Origin of the sequence: Citrobacter sp. wls708 (assembly GCF_005281255.1) — a bacterium.
In the GTDB taxonomy this organism is placed as follows: Bacteria; Pseudomonadota; Gammaproteobacteria; order Enterobacterales; family Enterobacteriaceae; genus Citrobacter; species Citrobacter werkmanii.
Genome location: NZ_SZXE01000043.1, coordinates 145,790 through 165,560 on the forward strand (window position 1 = coordinate 145,790; position 19,771 = coordinate 165,560).

A 19,771-nucleotide genomic window follows, 5' to 3' on the forward strand; every position below is an offset into this window, starting at 1 on the left:
CCTATTGCGGCTGGAATAAGAAATGCTGCTCAAGCAATGCGCGCGTGAAGTTCTTTTTCAGATAAAACCCGCGCGGCAGGGTCAGGATGGGTTCGCCATGGGCGCCAATCGCTTCGGTAAGCGCTCGGGCATTGGCGGCTTTGGGACGCAGTTGTAACACTTCCCCATGGCGAGCGGTGATGCGTTCAACGTGGCCTAGCACAATCATGTCCATTAGTTCTTCCCAGTCCAACCGTAATTGCTGGTCTTCTTCGTCGTTCGGGCTCCAGAGCAAGGGCGAGCCGACGCGACGTTCAGCCAGTGGAATGCTGCGTTCACCCTCTACCGGGATCCACAGTACGCGTTTAAGTTTGTGCCGCACATGGCTGGTTTCCCAGGTGACGCCTGTATTGCCAGTTAACGGCGCTACGCATACGAAGGTGGTTTCCAGCGGTCTGCCAAGACTGTCCACAGGGATCGTTTTCAGCTCCACGCCCAGCGCCGCAAAATCCTGCTCCGGCTTGCTGCCTGCGCTGGCGCCCAGCCAAATTTCCAGCAGGACGCCAATCCAGCCTTTATCACGCTTGAGATCCCTGGGGGCGACGAGCCCCGCCATGGTCGCCAATTCTCCCAACGAGTAGCCCGCAAGCTGCCGCGCCTGAGTCAGCAATTGGGCTTCAGAGTCAGGTGGAGAAAGTAGCGGATGGAGTTCTGGCATCGGATTAACCCTTAGGCGAAAAAATGAGCAATGATTTTATACCGTGTGGACAGAGTTTATCTTTTTCCACATGCTTTATTCAATTATATGATTTATATTGGTTTTTATATTCACACGCGCGCAGTTGCGCAACAGCAATGCAGGTTTTCCAATTCTGGTCACTGACAATGAACAGGATCTTACACCATGTTATCCACAGAAAGATGGGATAACTGTGAAAAACCCCCACTACTGTTTCAATTTACAGCCTTGACGTGCGACGAAAATCGAATTTTTACACAAATTGTGCCTAACTTATTGGCATAATCTGTGGATAAAACCAACGCTGGTCGATCTTTCATCAGCGTGAAGACCGTGTGCGTGACACACATCACATTTATGTGTGTGCGTTGGTACCGATCGTTTTTAACTTAATGAATAAATAAGACTATTTTTTATATGTGACGAATGTCTTATTCGGACTGTTCTGGGTTTTCCCATAGTAATTCCGTACTTCTTCACAACTATATCCACAGAAAAGGTGAATAAAATCGCCCTGAATGCCCTTCTTCTGTTTATAACTCTGGGCTTCGCTGTGAGTTATTCAATTGTTATTAGAATATCGCACCCTTAACAGAGTGGTTTACCGCCTCTCAGGAGTGTGAAACAATCGTTTGTATATAAGGTTTATGTTGAGGTAGTCCGGTGATTGATGACGATGGCTACCGCCCGAATGTAGGGATAGTAATTTGTAACCGCCAGGGGCAGGTCATGTGGGCCCGGCGATTTGGTCAGCACTCCTGGCAATTCCCACAAGGTGGGATAAACGCAGGAGAGACAGCAGAGCAGGCGATGTACCGGGAACTCTTTGAAGAAGTGGGTCTCAGCCGTAAAGATGTACGGATCCTTGCTTCTACTCGTAACTGGTTGCGTTACAAGTTACCGAAACGTTTGGTGCGTTGGGACACAAAGCCGGTTTGTATCGGCCAGAAACAAAAATGGTTTCTTCTGCAATTGGTCAGCAGCGATGCTGAAATTAATATGCAAACCAGCAGTACACCTGAGTTCGACGGCTGGCGCTGGGTGAGTTACTGGTATCCGGTTCGACAGGTGGTGTCATTTAAACGCGATGTCTATCGCAGGGTGATGAAAGAATTCGCAAGTGTTGTCATGGCGCTTCAGGAGAGCACTCCTAAACCGCAAAGCGCACCTGCGTACAGACGTAAAAGAGGTTAAGCTACGCAAATTATGCTCACCCGCCTGCGCGAAATAGTCGAAAAGGTGGCCAGTGCTCCGCGTCTTAATGAGGCGCTCAATATACTGGTTACCGACATCTGTCTTGCGATGGATACAGAGGTCTGCTCGGTCTATCTGGCCGATCACGACCGACGTTGTTATTACCTCATGGCGACACGAGGTCTGAAAAAACCACGTGGTCGCACCGTCGCACTCGCGTTTGATGAAGGTATCGTTGGCCTGGTTGGCAGGCTGGCGGAACCTATCAACCTCGCCGATGCGCAAAAACATCCCAGCTTTAAATACATCCCTTCGGTAAAAGAAGAGCGCTTTCGTGCGTTCTTAGGCGTACCGATTATTCAGCGTCGTCAGCTGTTAGGTGTGCTGGTGGTGCAGCAGCGTGAATTACGTCAGTACGACGAAAGCGAAGAGTCTTTCCTGGTGACGCTCGCCACGCAAATGGCGGCCATACTTTCCCAGTCGCAACTGAACGCACTGTTCGGCCAATACCGGCAAACGCGTATCCGTGCATTGCCTGCCGCTCCCGGCGTAGCCATTGCCGAAGGCTGGCAGGATGCAACGCTACCGCTGATGGAGCAGGTCTATCAGGCTTCAACGCTGGACCCGGTGCTTGAGCGCGAGCGGCTGACCGGTGCGCTGGAAGAGGCGGCGAACGAATTCCGCCGTTACAGCAAACGCTTTACCGCCGGGGCACAGAAAGAAACGGCGGCGATCTTTGATCTCTACTCGCACCTGCTTTCCGATACCCGCCTGCGCCGCGAACTGTTTGCGGAAGTGGATAACGGCTCGGTGGCTGAGTGGGCCGTTAAAACGATCATCGAAAAATTTGCCGAACAGTTTGCCGCGCTGAGCGATAACTATCTCAAAGAGCGGGCCGGAGATTTACGCGCGCTGGGCCAGCGTCTGCTGTTCCATCTTGACGACTCGATCCAGGGACCGAATGCCTGGCCGGAACGTTTTGTGCTGGTGGCGGATGAGCTTTCCGCTACGACGCTGGCGGAACTTCCCCAGGACCGGTTAGTCGGCGTGGTTGTCCGGGACGGCGCAGCCAACTCTCATGCGGCGATTATGGTGCGTGCGCTGGGTATTCCTACCGTCATGGGGGCTGATATCCAGCCGTCAGTACTACACCGTCGAACGTTGGTGGTGGATGGTTATCGTGGCGAAGTGCTGGTCGATCCGGAACCGGTATTGGTCCAGGAATACCAGCGCCTTATCAGCGAAGAGATCGAGCTGAGCCGCCTGGCGGAAGATGACGTTAACCAACCGGCGCAGTTAAAAAGCGGCGAGCGCGTGAAGGTGATGCTCAATGCGGGTCTCAGCCCGGAACATGAAGAGAAGCTGGGCAGTCGGATCGATGGCATTGGTCTGTATCGCACAGAAATTCCTTTCATGCTGCAAAGCGGCTTTCCTTCGGAAGAAGAACAGGTTGCGCAGTATCAAGGGATGCTGCAAATGTTTAACGACAAACCGGTGACTCTGCGGACGCTGGATGTCGGGGCCGATAAACAGCTGCCCTACATGCCGATCAGTGAAGAGAACCCATGCCTTGGCTGGCGTGGGATCCGCATTACGCTCGATCAACCGGAGATCTTTTTGATCCAGGTCCGGGCCATGCTGCGTGCAAACGCGGCAACCGGTAACCTGAGCATTTTACTGCCGATGGTGACCAGTATTGATGAAGTGGACGAAGCGCGACGCCTGATTGAACGCGCCGGACGCGAAGTGGAAGAGATGATCGGTTACGCAATCCCGAAACCGCGCATCGGCATCATGCTGGAAGTTCCGTCGATGGTGTTTATGTTGCCGCATCTGGCTAACCGGATAGACTTTATCTCGGTCGGAACCAACGATCTCACCCAATACATTCTGGCCGTTGATCGTAACAATACGCGGGTGGCCAGCATTTATGACAGCCTGCATCCGGGGATGTTACGTGCGCTGGCGATGATTGCGCAAGAAGCCGAAAGAAGCGGTATCGATTTGCGCTTATGCGGTGAAATGGCGGGCGATCCGATGTGTGTGGCCATTCTGATCGGCCTGGGTTTCCGTCATTTATCAATGAACGGTCGATCCGTGGCTCGCGTTAAATATCTGCTGCGCCATATCGATTTTGGCGAGGCGCAAACGCTGGCCCAGCGCAGCCTGGAAGCGCAGATGGCGGCAGAAGTACGCCATCAGGTGGCGGCCTTTATGGAGCGCCGTGGCATGGGGGGGCTGATTCGCGGGGGACTGTAGGCCTGATAAGCGTAACGCTGTCAGGCATTACGGGGGAAAGATTACCTATACAGATCTTTTACATCTTCCCGGCATCCGCTGCGATCCCCTTGTGCTATCATTCGCACCTTTGGAGCGCCTGCTTTATGCAGGCGCGCTTATCAATTGCTGTCTGACTTCAGCGAAATAACAAGAACTTGTGGTGACAGATGACCAGTAGCTATCTGCATTTTCCGGATTTCGATCCGGTCATTTTCTCAATCGGACCCGTCGCGCTTCACTGGTACGGCTTGATGTATTTGGTGGGTTTTATTTTCGCGATGTGGCTGGCGACGCGCCGTGCTAATCGTCCGGGCAGTGGCTGGACTAAAAATGAAGTAGAAAACTTACTGTATGCAGGCTTCCTCGGGGTTTTCCTCGGCGGACGTATTGGTTACGTACTGTTCTATAACTTCCCATTGTTCCTCGATAATCCGCTGTATCTGTTCCGCGTCTGGGATGGCGGCATGTCCTTCCACGGCGGGCTTATCGGTGTGATTCTGGTGATGATTATCTTCGCCAGACGCACCAAGCGTTCGTTCTTCCAGGTTTCTGATTTCATCGCTCCGCTGATCCCGTTTGGTCTGGGCGCAGGGCGTCTGGGTAATTTTATCAACGGTGAACTGTGGGGACGCGTCGACCCGAACTTCAAGTATGCCATGCTGTTCCCGGGCTCCCGTACCGAAGATATTTTACTGCTGCAAACCAACCCGCAGTGGCAGTCCATTTTTGATACCTACGGCTCGCTGCCGCGTCACGCCTCGCAGCTTTATGAGATGGCGCTGGAAGGGGTTGTACTGTTTATCATTCTGAACCTGTACATTCGCAAGCCGCGTCCTATGGGTGCGGTGTCCGGTCTGTTCCTGATTGGTTATGGCGCGTTTCGTATTATCGTTGAATTCTTCCGCCAGCCGGACGCACAGTTTACCGGCACCTGGGTGCAGTACATCAGCATGGGACAGATCCTTTCTATCCCGATGATTGTCGCAGGCATTATTATGATGGTTTGGGCGTACCGCCGTAGCCCACAGCAACACGTTTCCTGAGGAACCATGAAACAGTATTTAGAACTGATGCAAAAAGTGCTGGATGAAGGCACAAAGAAAAACGACCGTACCGGAACCGGAACGCTTTCCATTTTTGGTCATCAGATGCGTTTTAATCTGCAGGAAGGGTTCCCGCTGGTTACGACCAAACGCTGCCATTTACGCTCGATCATTCATGAGCTGCTGTGGTTTTTGCAGGGCGATACTAACGTTGCCTACCTGCATGAAAACAACGTCTCAATCTGGGATGAATGGGCGGATGAAAACGGTAATTTAGGCCCGGTTTATGGCAAACAATGGCGCGCGTGGCCAACGCCGGACGGTCGCCATATTGACCAGATCACCACGGTGTTAAACCAGCTGAAAAATGACCCGGATTCTCGTCGCATCATCGTTTCCGCATGGAACGTCGGTGAGCTGGATAAGATGGCGCTGGCGCCGTGCCATGCTTTCTTCCAGTTCTATGTGGCGGATGGCAAGCTCTCTTGCCAGCTGTATCAACGTTCGTGCGATGTGTTCCTCGGTCTGCCGTTTAACATTGCCAGCTACGCCTTGCTGGTACACATGATGGCGCAGCAGTGCGATCTGGAAGTGGGCGATTTTGTCTGGACCGGCGGCGACACGCACCTGTACAGCAATCATATGGATCAAACGCATTTGCAGCTTAGCCGCGAACCGCGTGCGCTGCCGAAGCTGATCATCAAACGTAAGCCTGAATCTATCTTTGATTATCGCTTCGAAGATTTCGAAATCGAAGGCTACGATCCACATCCCGGTATTAAAGCGCCGGTGGCTATCTAACCGGGCTTGATGCTGTCGCAACCGACGCCTTCGCGCGTCGGTTTTTTTTTGTCTGTCATTTCATTCTTCGGCGCGGGTTCCTGAAATATTGCAACGCTCTGCAACGCGTCAAATATTCCCCGTAGCTCGCCGTAGAAACCGAATTTCCCGCTCGTTATTCATTTTCCTCACGCCATACTGGCGGCATGAAAAAACAACAAGGCTACACGTTTCTCGAAACCCTGATTGCGATGCTGATTGTCGCGGCGCTTGGCGCGTCCGGGTTGTATGGCTGGCAGTACTGGCAACAACAACAGCGCCTGTGGCAGACCGCCTGTCAGGTGCGGGACTACCTGCTGCAACTACGTGAAGATGCTAACTGGCGTAACCGCGATCACGTGATAAGCGTGATGGAGGATGGGCTATCGTGGTGTCTGGTCAGTTCTGCGGCTTTACAAGACGGGTGTAAACCGACTTCACCCCTGGTGTTTGCATCGCGCTGGGACGATGTCGAAATGGCAGAGATAACGCCTTCACTGGCCTTTTATGGGCTGCGCAATACGGCATGGGCTGGACATATTCGTCTGAAAAATGCGGCAGGCGAATGGCGCGTGGTGGTGTCAGGCTGGGGGCGGATCAGGCTTTGCGAGCGCGATGAGGCCAGGTCATGTCAGTAAACGAGCGGGGTTTTTCGCTGCTGGAGGTGCTCATTGCTATGGTCATTAGCAGCATTTTACTGCTCAGCGCAGCGCGATTTTTACCCGCTCTGCAGCGAGAGATCCTGCGCAATACGCGCCAGCTAGCGCTGGAGGATGAAATATGGCAGCGGGTCTATACCGTGGCAAAACATCTTCAGCGGGCAGGGTATTGCCGGGGAACCTGTGTCGGAGAGGAACTGGTGATATCGGCTAAGGGTGACTGTGTCATTGCCCGTTGGGATGCCAACAGTAACGGCATTTGGGAGAGCGTTCCCGCGAAAGAGTCCGATACCATCGGATTTCGTTTACAGGACAAAGTCCTGGAGACCCAGCGAGGAGCAACGAGTTGTAATGGCAAAGGGTGGGAGAAAATGACCGATCCAGCCACGATAGAGATTCAGGCGTTTAAGGTTGAGCGCCTGAATATTCGCGGATTTCAACCACTCCTTACGTTGCGTTTGCGTGGAGTGAGCAACGTCGAACCGCAAAAAGTCATTGAAGCCTTTTACAGTGTGACAGGTTTCAACCTGTGAATAGTGAGCGAGGTGTTTCGTCCCTGGCGATGGTCCTGCTACTTCTAGTGCTCGGCAGCCTGTTATTGCAGGGTGTTAGCCGACAAGAAACGAGTTTTGCATCGCGTGTTACAACGGAAAGTCGGTCTTTGCAACGGCAGGCGGTAGTGCAATCTGCCATCGAATGGGGACGCATGCAGTCCTGGGGCTTACAACCGGCTTTACAGTGTCGGCGTTATACCGGGCAGGATGTCGCGGTTTGCCTGCGACGACTTACTGAGACTTCCGTGCTGCTTATTGCGCATTATGAAGGGGTATCGTTATGGCGTCAGGGAGCGGTTATCGATGGCAATATCGAATTTTCGGCGCATGGCTGGAGCGATTTTTGTCCGTTAAAGGTGGTAGCGTTATGTCAGACTCCCTGAACAGACAACGTGGTTTTAGCCTGCCGGAAGTGATGCTGGCAATGGTGCTGATGATCATGGTTGTGACTGCGCTATCGGGATACCAGCGGGCGTTGATGAACAGTTTTATCGTCAGAAACCAGTATCAGCAACTCTGGCGTCACGCCTGGCAGCAAACCCAGCTGTATCCGTTTTCACCACCTGTGAACTGGCAGGTTAACCGAATGCAGACAACGGAAGCAGGATGTGTCAGCATCAGCGTTAAAATTTCTTCACCTCTGGGCAGGCAAGGTCAAATGACACGTCTGCATTGCCCGAACCGTCAGTAGTCAGGAGCCGCTATGTTAAGGGTCTACCACTCCAATCGTCTGGATGTGCTGGAAGCGTTAATGGAGTTTATCGTTGAGCGCGAGCGGTTGGACGATCCCTTTGAGCCGGAAATGATCCTGGTGCAAAGCACCGGTATGGCGCAGTGGCTACAGATGACCCTTGCACAGAAATTTGGTATCGCCGCCAACATCGATTTCCCACTACCCGCGAGTTTTATCTGGGATATGTTTGTGCGCGTGCTGCCGGATATCCCGAAAGAGAGCGCGTTCAGCAAACAGAGCATGAGCTGGAAGTTAATGACTCTGCTGCCGCAATTGCTGGATAACGATGACTTCGCACTGCTGCGACACTATCTGACGGACGACACCGATAAACGTAAGCTGTTTCAACTCTCCTCACGCGCGGCGGACCTTTTCGATCAGTATTTAGTTTATCGCCCTGACTGGTTAACGCAGTGGGAAGCGGGGCGCCAGATTGAAGGACTCGGCGAGGCTCAGGCATGGCAGGCGCCGTTGTGGAAAGCGCTGGTGGAATACACCGCAGAACTGGGTCAACCGCGCTGGCATCGCGCCAATTTATATCAGCGATTTATTCACACTCTGGAAAATGCGTCTGAATGTCCGCAGGGGCTGCCTTCTCGCGTCTTTATTTGCGGAATTTCGGCGCTACCGCCGGTTTACCTGCAGGCCTTGCAGGCGTTGGGTAAGCACATTGATATTCATCTGCTGTTTACCAACCCTTGTCGCTACTATTGGGGCGACATTAAAGATCCCGCCTGGCTGGCAAAGTTGCTGGCGCGTCAGCGTCGGCACAGTTTTGAAGAACGTCACCTGCCGCTGTTTCGTGATACTCAGAATGCGGCAGGATTGTTTAACAGTGATGGTGAGCAGGATGTAGGCAACCCGATGCTGGCCTCGTGGGGTAAGTTGGGACGTGATTATATTTATCTGCTTTCAGAACTGGAAAACAGCCAGGAGCTGGATGCGTTTGTCGATATAACCCCAGACAATCTTTTGCATAACATTCAGTCGGATATTCTCGAGTTACAAAGCCGGGCCGTGGCGGGCGTTACGCTGGACGAGTATTCCCGGAGCGACAACAAACGACTGCTTGATGTGAACGACACCAGCGTGACTTTCCATGTCTGCCATAGCCCTCAGCGTGAAGTGGAAATTCTTCATGACCGACTGCTGGCAATGCTGGAAGCAGATCCCACGCTGACGCCGCGCGACATTATCGTGATGGTGGCGGATATCGACAGCTATAGCCCGTTCATTCAGGCGGTTTTTGGCAGCGCGCCAGCCGACCGTTACTTACCCTATGCGATTTCCGACCGTCGGGCGCGTCAGTCTCATCCCGTCTTGCAGGCCTTTATCAGTCTGCTGTCGCTGCCGGATAGCCGTTTTGTCTCTGAGGATGTGCTGGCATTACTGGATGTCCCCGTGCTGGCGGCACGTTTCAACATTGATGAAGATGGTCTGCGCTATCTTCGTTTGTGGGTCAATGAATCAGGTATTCGCTGGGGAATTGACGACGATAACGTGCGTGAACTGGAACTTCCGCCAACGGGTCAACATACCTGGCAATTTGGTTTAACGCGCATGCTGCTCGGCTATGCGATGGAAAGCGCCCAGGGCGAGTGGCAATCGGTATTGCCCTACGATGAGTCGAGCGGTTTGATTGCCGAACTGGTAGGGCATCTGGCCTCGTTGCTGATGCAGCTTAATCTCTGGCGTCGAGGACTGGCGCAGGAGCGCCCGCTGGAAGAGTGGCTGCCTGTTTGTCGGGACATGCTTAATGATTTCTTCCTGCCGGATGCGGATACCGAAGCGGCGATGACGCTGATTGAACAGCAGTGGCAGGCCATTATTACTGAAGGACTGGGGGCTGAGTATGGCGATGCCGTACCGCTTTCCTTGCTACGTGATGAGCTGGCGCAGCGTCTCGACCAGGAACGCATTAGCCAGCGCTTCCTGGCAGGGCCCGTTAACATTTGTACGCTGATGCCGATGCGCTCTATTCCTTTTAAGGTTGTATGCCTGCTGGGCATGAACGATGGCGTTTATCCGCGTCAGCTTGCGCCGCTGGGCTTTGATCTGATGAGTCAAAAACCGATGCGGGGCGATCGCAGCCGTCGCGATGATGACCGTTATCTGTTCCTCGAAGCATTAATTTCGGCGCAGCAAACGCTCTACATCAGCTACATTGGCCGCTCAATTCAGGATAACAGCGAACGCTTCCCGTCGGTATTGGTGCAGGAACTGATGGATTACATCGGGCAAAGCCACTATTTGCCGGGCGACGAATCGTTGACCTGCGATCAAAGCGAGGCCCGGGTAAAAGCGCACATTACCCGTCTGCATACCCGCATGCCTTTTGACGCACAAAACTATCAGCCCGGCGAACAGCAAAGCTACGCCCGGGAGTGGCTGCCTGCGGCGAGCCTGTCAGGAAAAGCGCACACGGATTTTGTGCAGCCTCTCCCCTTTGAAATGCCAGCCACGTTAACGCTGGAAACGTTACAGCGATTTTGGGCTCATCCGGTACGGGCCTTTTTTCAGATGCGTTTGCAGGTCAACTTTCGTTCTGAAGAAAGTGAGATCCCGGAAACTGAACCTTTTGTTCTGGAAGGATTAACTCGCTATCAGCTTAATCAGCAATTGCTTAACACGCTGGTTGAAGAGAACGATGCTGAACGATTGTTTCGCCGTTTTCGTGCGGCAGGCGTGCTGCCCTATGGGTCATTTGGCGAAATTCTGTGGGATACGCAGCGTCAGGAGATGCAGTCGCTGGCTGAACGCATTATCGCCTGTCGTCAGCCTTGCCAGAGCATGGAGATTGATCTCATCTGTAACGGTGTGCAAATCACCGGTTGGTTGCCGCAGGTGCAAGAGGACGGTTTGTTGCGCTGGCGCCCATCTTTGATAAGCATTGCCCAGGGGGTGCAACTTTGGCTGGAACATCTTGTCTATTGTGCCAGTGGCGGTACGGGAGAGAGTCGGTTGTTCCTGCGCAAAGACGGGGAATGGCGTTTCCCTCCACTGGCGGCAGAACAGGCGCTGCTGTATTTGTCGCAGCTCATTGAGGGATATCGGGAAGGCATGTCGTCGCCATTGCTGGTATTACCGGAAAGCGGCGGCGCATGGATAAAAACCTGTTATGACGCTGCAAATGATGCCATGTTAGAGGACGACGATACGTTGCAAAAAGCGCGCAGTAAGTTTTTGCAGGCTTATGAAGGCAACATGATGGTTCGTGGCGAAGGCGATGATATCTGGTATCAACGCCTGTGGCGTCAACTGGATGCCGAGACGCTGGAACGCATTGTTTTACAGTCACAGCGCTATCTGTTACCGATTTTTCGCTTTAACCAGTCCTGATGGTTGTATAAAAATTGCGCAATTTGATGGCTTCCACTATGATGCGCATTCTGTCACGGACTGATTCTTAAAAAGAGAAGATGCTGACTTGTTCAGCACGAAGTCTTGCCCTGTTCATGCCACGTATTGATACGTGGTTTGCAGTGAACAGGTGAATACGTTAATGATGAGGTTTGTGAATGCCCCGCAGCACCTGGTTCAGCGCATTACTGTTGTTCGTCGCCCTTTGGGTTCCCGTAAGTCAGGCAGATACCGGTTGGCAGCCTTTAGCTGAAACCATCCGTAAAAGCGATAAAGATACCCGCCAGTATCAGGCCGTGCGCCTTGATAACGGCATGGTCGTGTTGCTGGTATCCGATCCGCAGGCCGTGAAATCCCTTTCTGCACTGGTGGTGCCTGTTGGCTCGCTGGAAGATCCGGACGATCATCAGGGGCTGGCGCATTATCTCGAACACATGTGTCTGATGGGCTCGAAAAAATACCCGCAGCCCGACAGCCTGGCTGAATTCCTGAAAATGCATGGCGGCAGCCACAATGCCAGCACAGCGCCTTACCGTACGGCTTTTTATCTTGAAGTCGAAAACGACGCGCTGGTGGGGGCAGTGGATAGACTGGCGGACGCGATCGCCGATCCGTTGCTGGATAAAAAATATGCCGATCGCGAGCGTAACGCGGTGAACTCCGAGCTGACGCTGGCGCGTACCCGGGATGGGATGCGTATGGCGCAGGTCAGCGCTGAGACGATCAACCCGGCGCACCCTGGCTCGCGTTTCTCCGGCGGAAATCTGGAGACATTAAGCGATAAACCGGGTAACCCGGTGGTGCTGGCTTTACAAAAATTTCATGAAAAGTACTACTCCGCGAACCTGATGAAGGCGGTGATTTATAGTAATAAACCACTGCCAGAGTTGGCGCGGATAGCCGCTGATACTTTCGGCCGCGTACCGAACAGAAATATCGAAAAACCGGAAATCACCGTACCGGTTGTCACCGACGCGCAGAAAGGCATCATCATCCACTATGTGCCGGCAATGCCGCGCAAAGTCCTGCGCGTCGAGTTTCGTATCGATAACAACAGCGCAAAGTTCCGCAGTAAAACTGATGAACTGATAACCTACCTGATTGGCAATCGTAGTCCTGGTACGCTGTCCGACTGGCTGCAAAAACAGGGGCTGGTGGAGGGCATTCGCGCCGATTCCGATCCGGTGGTTAATGGCAACAGCGGGGTATTAGCCATTTCTGCGACGTTAACCGACAAAGGGTTGGCGAACCGCGATGAAGTTGTTGCGGCCATCTTTAGCTATCTCAATCTGTTACGTGAGAAAGGCGTCGATAAACGCTACTTTAACGAACTGGCACACGTGCTGGATCTCGATTTCCGTTATCCTTCAATCACTCGTGATATGGACTACGTGGAATGGCTGGCTGATACCATGATCCGCGTTCCCGTCGAGCATACGTTGGATGCGGTGAATATTGCCGACCAATATGATGCGCAAGCCATTGCGCAACGTCTGGCAATGATGACGCCGCAGAATGCGCGTATCTGGTATATCAGCGCGAAAGAACCGCATAATAAAACCGCTTATTTTGTCGATGCGCCTTATCAGGTGGACAAAATCAGCGACAAAACCTTTGCTGACTGGCAGCAAAAAGCACAGGGCATTGCGCTGTCTTTGCCAGAGCTGAACCCCTACATTCCGGATGATTTCACGCTGATCAAAGCGGATAAAAAATACGCTCACCCGGAACTGATCGTCGATGAGCCGGATTTGCGCGTGGTGTATGCGCCGAGCCAGTATTTTGCCAGCGAGCCGAAGGCTGATGTCAGCGTGATCCTGCGTAACCCGAAAGCGATGGATAGCGCGCGCAACCAGGTATTATTCGCCCTGAACGATTACCTGGCGGGAATCGCGCTCGATCAGTTAAGCAACCAGGCATCGGTGGGGGGAATAGGTTTTTCTACCAACGCAAACAATGGTCTGATGCTTAACGCTAACGGCTACACTCAACGTCTGCCGCAGCTTTTTCAGGCGTTATTGAGCGGTTATTTCAGCTACACCTCAACGGATGAACAACTGGCACAGGCGAAATCCTGGTACGCCCAGATGATGGACTCTGCGGAAAAAGGTAAAGCCTACGATCAGGCGATTATGCCGGTGCAAATGCTGTCTCAGGTGCCCTATTTCTCACGCGATGAACGTCGCGCGCTATTGCCATCCATTACGTTGCAAGAGGTGATGTCCTACCGCGATGCGTTAAAAGCGGGGGCGCGGCCTGAGTTCCTGGTGGTGGGTAATATGAGCAAAGCTCAGGCTACAACCATGGCGCAGGATATCCAGAAACAGCTTGGCGCGAAGGGTTCGCAGTGGTGCCGGAACAAAGAAGTGGTCGTGGACAAGAAGCAGTCCGTCATCTTTGAGAAAGCGGGTAGTAGCACGGATTCTGCGCTGGCGGCGGTATTTGTGCCAACTGGCTATGACGAATACAGCAGTTCAGCCTACAGCGCCATGTTAGGGCAAATTGTTCAGCCGTGGTTCTACAATCAACTGCGTACTGAAGAGCAGTTAGGCTATGCCGTATTTGCTTTCCCGATGAGCGTTGGGCGTCAGTGGGGGATGGGGTTCCTGTTACAAAGCAGTGATAAGCAACCGTCTTACCTCTGGGAGCGTTATAAAGCATTTTTCCCGACGGCGGAAGCGAAGCTGCGGGCAATGAAACCTGAAGAGTTTGCACAAATTCAGCAGGCGATCATTGCGCAAATGCTACAGGCGCCGCAAACGCTGGGGGAAGAAGCCTCACAGTTAAGCAAAGATTTTGATCGCGGCAATATGCGCTTCGATTCACGTGATAAAATAGTGGCTCAGATTAAACTGCTGACGCCGCAAAAACTTGCCGACTTCTTCCATCAGGCGGTGGTTGAGCCGCAAGGCATGGCTATACTGTCACAGGTTTCCGGCAGTCAGAACGGGAAAGCAGAATACGTGCGCCCGGAAGGCTGGAAAGTGTGGCAGACCGTCAGCGCGTTGCAGCAAACCTTACCCCTGATGAGTGACAAGAATGAATGATGCCGCTGAGTCCCTTGATCCACTGCGCTTGCCCCTGACGGGCGAGCGCCTGATTGAAGCCTCTGCGGGCACCGGTAAAACTTTTACCATCGCCGCCCTGTATTTACGTTTACTGCTTGGACTGGGCGGCTCTGCCGCCTTTCCACGTCCTCTGACCGTTGAAGAACTGTTAGTGGTCACCTTTACCGAGGCGGCCACAGAGGAACTGCGTGGCCGAATTCGTAGCAACATTCATGAGCTGCGCATTGCCTGCCTGCGTGAAACCACCGACAACCCGCTATATGCCCGTTTGTTAGACGAAATAGCCGATAAAAAACAGGCCGCCCAGTGGCTGCTATTGGCTGAAAGACAGATGGATGAAGCGGCGGTGTTTACCATTCATGGTTTTTGTCAGCGCATGCTGAGCCTCAACGCCTTTGAGTCAGGCATGCTGTTTGAACAGCAACTGATTGAAGACGAATCACTGCTGCGTTATCAGGCGTGCGCGGACTTCTGGCGGCGGCATTGCTATCCGTTGTCCCGCGACATTGCGCAGGCCATTTTTGAAACGTGGAAAGGTCCTCAGGCGCTATTGAGGGATATCGATCGCTATCTGCAGGGCGAAGCGCCGGTGATCAAGGCTCCCCCGTCCGATGACGAAACGCTGGCCTCCCGACACGAACAAATTCTCGCCCGCATTAACCGGATTAAGCAGCAATGGCGCGGCTCTGTTGATGAGCTGGACGGTCTGCTGGAAGCCTCAGGGATCGACCGACGTAAATTCAATCGCGGTAACCAGAGCAAGTGGATCGAAAAGATCAGCGCATGGGCACAGGAAGAAACCCAGAGTTACCAGCTTCCTGACGCGCTGGAGAAATTCTCACAGCGTTTTCTGCAAGAGCGCACCAAAGCGGGGGGCGTAACGCCTCAGCACCCGCTTTTCGTCGCCATTGATGAACTACTTAGCGAACCGTTAACTCTCCGCGATCTGGTGATCACCCGGGCGCTGGCGGAAATCCGCACCGCGGTTGCCGAAGAGAAGCGTCGACGCGGCGAGCTTGGCTTTGACGATATGCTCAGCCGTCTGGATGCGGCGTTGCGCAGTGACAGCGGCGATGCGCTGGCGGCGGCTATCCGTACCCGTTTCCCGGTCGCGATGATCGATGAATTTCAGGATACCGATCCGCAGCAGTACCGCATATTCCGCCGGATCTGGCAGCATCAGCCGGAGACCGCGCTGTTGTTGATTGGCGATCCCAAACAGGCTATTTATGCGTTTCGCGGCGCGGATATTTTCACCTATATGAAGGCGCGCAGCGAAGTCAGCGCACACTATACGCTCGATACCAACTGGCGTTCTGCCCCCGGCATGGTCAATAGCGTGAATACGCTTTTCAGCCAGATGGACGACGCCTTTATGTTCCGCGAAATCCCCTTTAGCCCGGTAAAATTTGCAGAGAAAAACCAGTCGCTGCGGTTTGTTTTACATGGTGAAACGCAGCCCGCAATGAGTATGTGGCTGATGGAAGGGGAAAGTTGTGGCGTAGGCGACTACCAGAACTACATGGCGCAGGTGTGCGCGACGCAAATTCGCGACTGGCTGAAGGCCGGACACTCTGGTGATGCGCAACTGGTCAGCGGTAAAGCATCCAGGCCGGTACGCGCCTCAGACATCAGCGTACTGGTTCGTAGCCGCCAGGAGGCGGCGCTGGTCCGCGATGCCCTGACGCAACTGGCGATTCCCTCCGTCTACCTTTCCAACCGTGACAGCGTATTTGAAACGCTGGAAGCGCAGGAATTGCTGTGGATGCTGCAAGCGGTGATGACGCCGGAACGGGAAAACACACTGCGTAGCGCGTTGGCGACCTCAATGATGGGGCTGAATGCGCAGGATATTGAAGCATTAAATAACGACGAAAATGCCTGGGATGCGGTAGTTGAAGAATTCGACGGCTATCGTCAAATCTGGCATAAACGCGGCGTCATGCCGATGCTGCGTGCGCTGATGACAAACCGCCAGATTGCGGAAAACCTGCTGGCGACGGCAGGGGGCGAACGCCGTCTGACCGATATTTTACATATCAGCGAACTGCTCCAGGAAGCGGGATCGCAACTGGAAAGCGAGCATGCGCTGGTGCGCTGGTTGTCCCAGCATATTCTTGAACCGGACAGCAATGCGTCAAGCCAGCAGCTCAGACTGGAAAGCGACAAGCACCTGGTACAAATCGTGACTATTCATAAATCGAAAGGGCTGGAATACCCGCTGGTCTGGCTGCCGTTTATCACGAATTTCCGCGTCCAGGATCAGGCGTTCTACCACGATCGCAGCTCCTTTGAAGCGGTACTGGACCTCAGTGATGCCAGGGAGAGCGTTGAGCTGGCAGAGGCTGAACGCCTGGCGGAAGACCTGCGCTTGCTCTACGTTGCGCTAACCCGTTCGGTATGGCACTGCAGCCTTGGCGTTGCGCCGTTGATACGTCGTCGGGGCGATAAAAAAGGGGATACCGATGTGCATCAGAGCGCCCTTGGTCGTCTGTTGCAAAAAGGTGAGCCAATGGATGCCGTGGGACTGCGTGGCGCGATTGACGCACTGGGTTGCGACGATATTGCCTGCCTGACGCCAGGTCAACCTGACGGTGAGCGCTGGCAGGTTGCGCAGCCGGTCAGCGCCACATTGAGTGCGAGAACATTGCAACGCACCCCCGGCGATGGCTGGCGCGTGACCAGTTATTCCGGCCTGCAACAGCGCGGACATGGAATCGCGCAGGATCTGATCCCGCGCCTGGATGTTGATGCCGCAGGCGTTGGCGAGGTCATTGCGGAGTCAGTACTCACCCCGCATCAATTTCCGCGCGGCGCCTCGCCGGGCACGTTTTTGCATAGCCTGTTTGAGGACCTTGATTTTACCCAACCGGTAGATCCGCATTGGGTCGAGGAAAAACTGGCCTTGGGCGGTTATGACGCGCATTGGACGCCGGTTTTGACCGCATGGCTGGACGCCATTTTGCAGGCGCCTCTTAACGAGACGGGCGTCAGTTTGAGCCAACTTTCCGCCCGTGAAAAACAGGTGGAGATGGAGTTTTATCTGCCGATTTCGCAGCCGCTGATGGCCAGCCGACTTGATGCGTTGATCCGTAAATACGATCCGCTCTCAGCGGGCTGCTCTGCGTTGGATTTTATGCAGGTACGCGGCATGCTAAAAGGGTTTATTGACCTGGTGTTTCGTCATCAGGGGCGTTATTACCTGCTTGATTACAAATCTAACTGGCTGGGTGAAGACAGCGCAGCCTACACGCAGCAGGCGATGGCCTCAGCCATGCAGGCGCATCGCTACGACCTGCAATATCAACTTTATACCCTGGCGCTGCATCGCTACTTACGCCATCGCATTGCTGATTATGACTATGAACGCCATTTTGGCGGCGTTATCTATCTTTTCCTGCGCGGCGTTGATGGCGAGGATCCGCAGCAGGGAATTTACGCCACCCGACCAGACGGAGAATTGATCGCTTTGATGGATGAGATGTTTGCCGGTGCGGAGCTGGAGGAGATGTCATGACAATCCAGAAACGATTGCTGGAAGCCGTTGAACAAAAACAGCTCCGGCCTCTGGATGCCCAGTTTGCGCTGGCAGTGGCCGGAAATGGTAATCCTGCGGTTGCGCTGGCTGCGGCATTGCTCAGCCGCGAAGCGGGAGAAGGGCACGTCTGCTTACCACTTTCGCGATTATCCTTACGCGAAGATGCTCATCCTTTGTTAAGCGCCTGGCTTGCTGAGATGGGCGAGCCTGAAGACTGGGCGGAATGTTTGCTGGCCTCCGGGGCAGTAAGCCATGGCGAGCAACCGACCCCGCTGGTGCTGTACGGCGATCGCCTGTATCTGAACCGCATGTGGCATAACGAACGCGCGGTGGCGCGTTTTTTCAGTGAAGTTAACCACGCCATTGAGGTGGATGAACAACGGCTGACTGACACGCTGGAGGCGCTGTTTCCATCATCGGAAGGCGTTAACTGGCAAAAGGTGGCCGCTGCTGTGGCGCTGACCCGCCGTATATCAGTGATCTCCGGCGGGCCGGGCACCGGAAAAACGACAACGGTCGCGAGACTTTTGGCGGCGTTGATCCAGATGGCGGACGGTGAACGCTGCCGTATTCGTCTGGCGGCGCCAACGGGAAAAGCGGCTGCGCGTCTGACCGCCTCGCTGGGAGCGGCGTTGCGAGAACTGCCGCTTACCGATGAGCAAAAGAAACGCATTCCCGATGATGCCAGTACGCTGCATCGGTTATTAGGCGCTCAGCCTGGCAGCCAGCGCCTGCGTCATCATGCGGGGAACCCGCTGCATGTGGATGTACTGGTGGTGGATGAAGCCTCGATGATTGATTTGCCGATGATGTCGCGCCTTATCGATGCCCTACCGCCGCACGGGCGGGTGATTTTTCTCGGCGATCGTGACCAGCTCGCCTCCGTCGAGGCGGGGGCGGTGCTCGGGGATATTTGTGCTTTTGTCAGCGAAGGATTTACCCCGGAACGCGCCCGGCAGCTTAGTCGCCTGACCGGTAGCGCTATTCCGGCGGGAACGGGTACTCAGGCGGCGGCGTTGCGTGACAGCTTGTGTCTGCTGCAAAAAAGCTATCGTTTCGGCAGTGATTCTGGGATCGGTCAATTGGCTGCTGCGATTAATCGCGGTGACAAAGCTGCGGTAAAAACGGTTTTCCAGCAGGGATTCAGCGATATCGAAAAACGTACGTTACGCAGCAGTGAAGATTACGCCGCGATGCTGGATGAGGCGCTGGCAGGTTATGGGCACTACCTGGATTTACTGCATGAGGGCGCCGCGCCGGATGCCATCATTCAGGCCTTCAATGAGTATCAACTGCTGTGCGCTTTGCGGGAAGGCCCGTTTGGCGTAGGCGGTTTGAATGAGCGCATTGAGCAGGTGATGGCGCAAAAACGTAAAATTCACCGTTCGACGCACAGTCGTTGGTATGAGGGAAGACCGGTGATGATTTCGCGCAATGACAGTTCGCTGGGATTATTTAACGGTGATATTGGCATTGCCCTCGATCGCGGACAAGGGCTGAGGGTGTGGTTTGCGCTGCCGGACGGTTCGATTAAGTCGGTGCAACCCAGCCGCTTGCCTGAGCATGAAACCACCTGGGCGATGACGGTACATAAATCGCAGGGCTCTGAGTTTGATCATGCGGCGCTGATTTTACCCAGCCAGCATTCCCCCGTGGTTACCCGCGAGCTGGTCTATACCGCCGTAACCCGCGCGCGCCGCCGTCTGTCGCTGTATGCCGATGAACGAATATTGGGCGGGGCAATTGTCATGCGTACCGAACGCCGCAGCGGGCTATCAGCATTATTTAATGACGGCATGATGTAG

13 protein-coding genes are annotated in these 19,771 nt (G+C 54.1%); 12 read left to right on the top strand and 1 reads right to left on the bottom strand.

Annotation, left to right across the window (positions count from 1 at the left end; translation table 11 throughout):
• Position 1 precedes the first annotated feature (1 nt).
• The gene (mutH, locus tag FDW97_RS21970; protein ID WP_137351625.1) at positions 2-697 is read right to left on the bottom strand and encodes a DNA mismatch repair endonuclease MutH; all 696 of its coding nucleotides are present in this window, start codon (positions 695-697) and stop codon (positions 2-4) included.
• A 684-nt stretch (positions 698-1,381) separates the two neighbouring features.
• Between mutH and rppH the strand changes: the two genes are divergently transcribed.
• The 12 genes from rppH to recD all read left to right on the top strand — a co-directional run bounded on the left by rppH (position 1,382) and on the right by recD (position 19,771).
• The gene (gene rppH / locus FDW97_RS21975) at positions 1,382-1,912 is read left to right on the top strand and encodes an RNA pyrophosphohydrolase (RefSeq protein ID WP_003825602.1); all 531 of its coding nucleotides are present in this window, start codon (positions 1,382-1,384) and stop codon (positions 1,910-1,912) included.
• 12 nt (positions 1,913-1,924) lie between these two features.
• A complete protein-coding gene (ptsP, locus tag FDW97_RS21980) occupies positions 1,925-4,171 on the top strand; it encodes a phosphoenolpyruvate--protein phosphotransferase (RefSeq protein ID WP_038633322.1) in 2,247 nt (748 codons plus the stop codon).
• Positions 4,172-4,359: 188 nt separating this feature from the next.
• Positions 4,360-5,235, top strand: coding sequence for a prolipoprotein diacylglyceryl transferase (gene lgt / locus FDW97_RS21985; RefSeq protein WP_038633319.1), 876 nt, complete (start codon positions 4,360-4,362; stop codon positions 5,233-5,235).
• Positions 5,236-5,241: 6 nt separating this feature from the next.
• A complete protein-coding gene (gene thyA / locus FDW97_RS21990; RefSeq protein WP_038633316.1) occupies positions 5,242-6,036 on the top strand; it encodes a thymidylate synthase in 795 nt (264 codons plus the stop codon).
• 185 nt (positions 6,037-6,221) lie between these two features.
• Positions 6,222-6,692, top strand: a complete 471-nt coding sequence (locus tag FDW97_RS21995) for a prepilin peptidase-dependent protein (RefSeq protein ID WP_137351626.1) — start codon at positions 6,222-6,224, stop codon at positions 6,690-6,692.
• Positions 6,683-7,246, top strand: a complete 564-nt coding sequence (locus tag FDW97_RS22000; protein ID WP_087856756.1) for a prepilin peptidase-dependent protein — start codon at positions 6,683-6,685, stop codon at positions 7,244-7,246. Before FDW97_RS21995 ends, FDW97_RS22000 begins: the two co-directional genes overlap by 10 nt.
• Entirely contained in the window at positions 7,243-7,650 is a 408-nt protein-coding gene (locus tag FDW97_RS22005; protein ID WP_137351627.1) for a DUF2509 family protein, read from the top strand. The genes FDW97_RS22000 and FDW97_RS22005 overlap by 4 nt, the downstream gene beginning before the upstream one ends.
• On the top strand, positions 7,635-7,958 hold the full coding sequence (locus FDW97_RS22010) for a prepilin-type N-terminal cleavage/methylation domain-containing protein (protein ID WP_038633302.1): 324 nt from the start codon (positions 7,635-7,637) through the stop codon (positions 7,956-7,958). The genes FDW97_RS22005 and FDW97_RS22010 overlap by 16 nt, the downstream gene beginning before the upstream one ends.
• Before the next feature lie 12 nt (positions 7,959-7,970).
• The gene (gene recC / locus FDW97_RS22015; protein WP_121529508.1) at positions 7,971-11,339 is read left to right on the top strand and encodes an exodeoxyribonuclease V subunit gamma; all 3,369 of its coding nucleotides are present in this window, start codon (positions 7,971-7,973) and stop codon (positions 11,337-11,339) included.
• 179 nt (positions 11,340-11,518) lie between these two features.
• Positions 11,519-14,407, top strand: a complete 2,889-nt coding sequence (ptrA, locus tag FDW97_RS22020; RefSeq protein ID WP_038633297.1) for a pitrilysin — start codon at positions 11,519-11,521, stop codon at positions 14,405-14,407.
• Positions 14,400-17,945, top strand: coding sequence for an exodeoxyribonuclease V subunit beta (gene recB / locus FDW97_RS22025; protein WP_137351628.1), 3,546 nt, complete (start codon positions 14,400-14,402; stop codon positions 17,943-17,945). Before ptrA ends, recB begins: the two co-directional genes overlap by 8 nt.
• The gene (gene recD / locus FDW97_RS22030; protein WP_085048802.1) at positions 17,942-19,771 is read left to right on the top strand and encodes an exodeoxyribonuclease V subunit alpha; all 1,830 of its coding nucleotides are present in this window, start codon (positions 17,942-17,944) and stop codon (positions 19,769-19,771) included. The genes recB and recD overlap by 4 nt, the downstream gene beginning before the upstream one ends.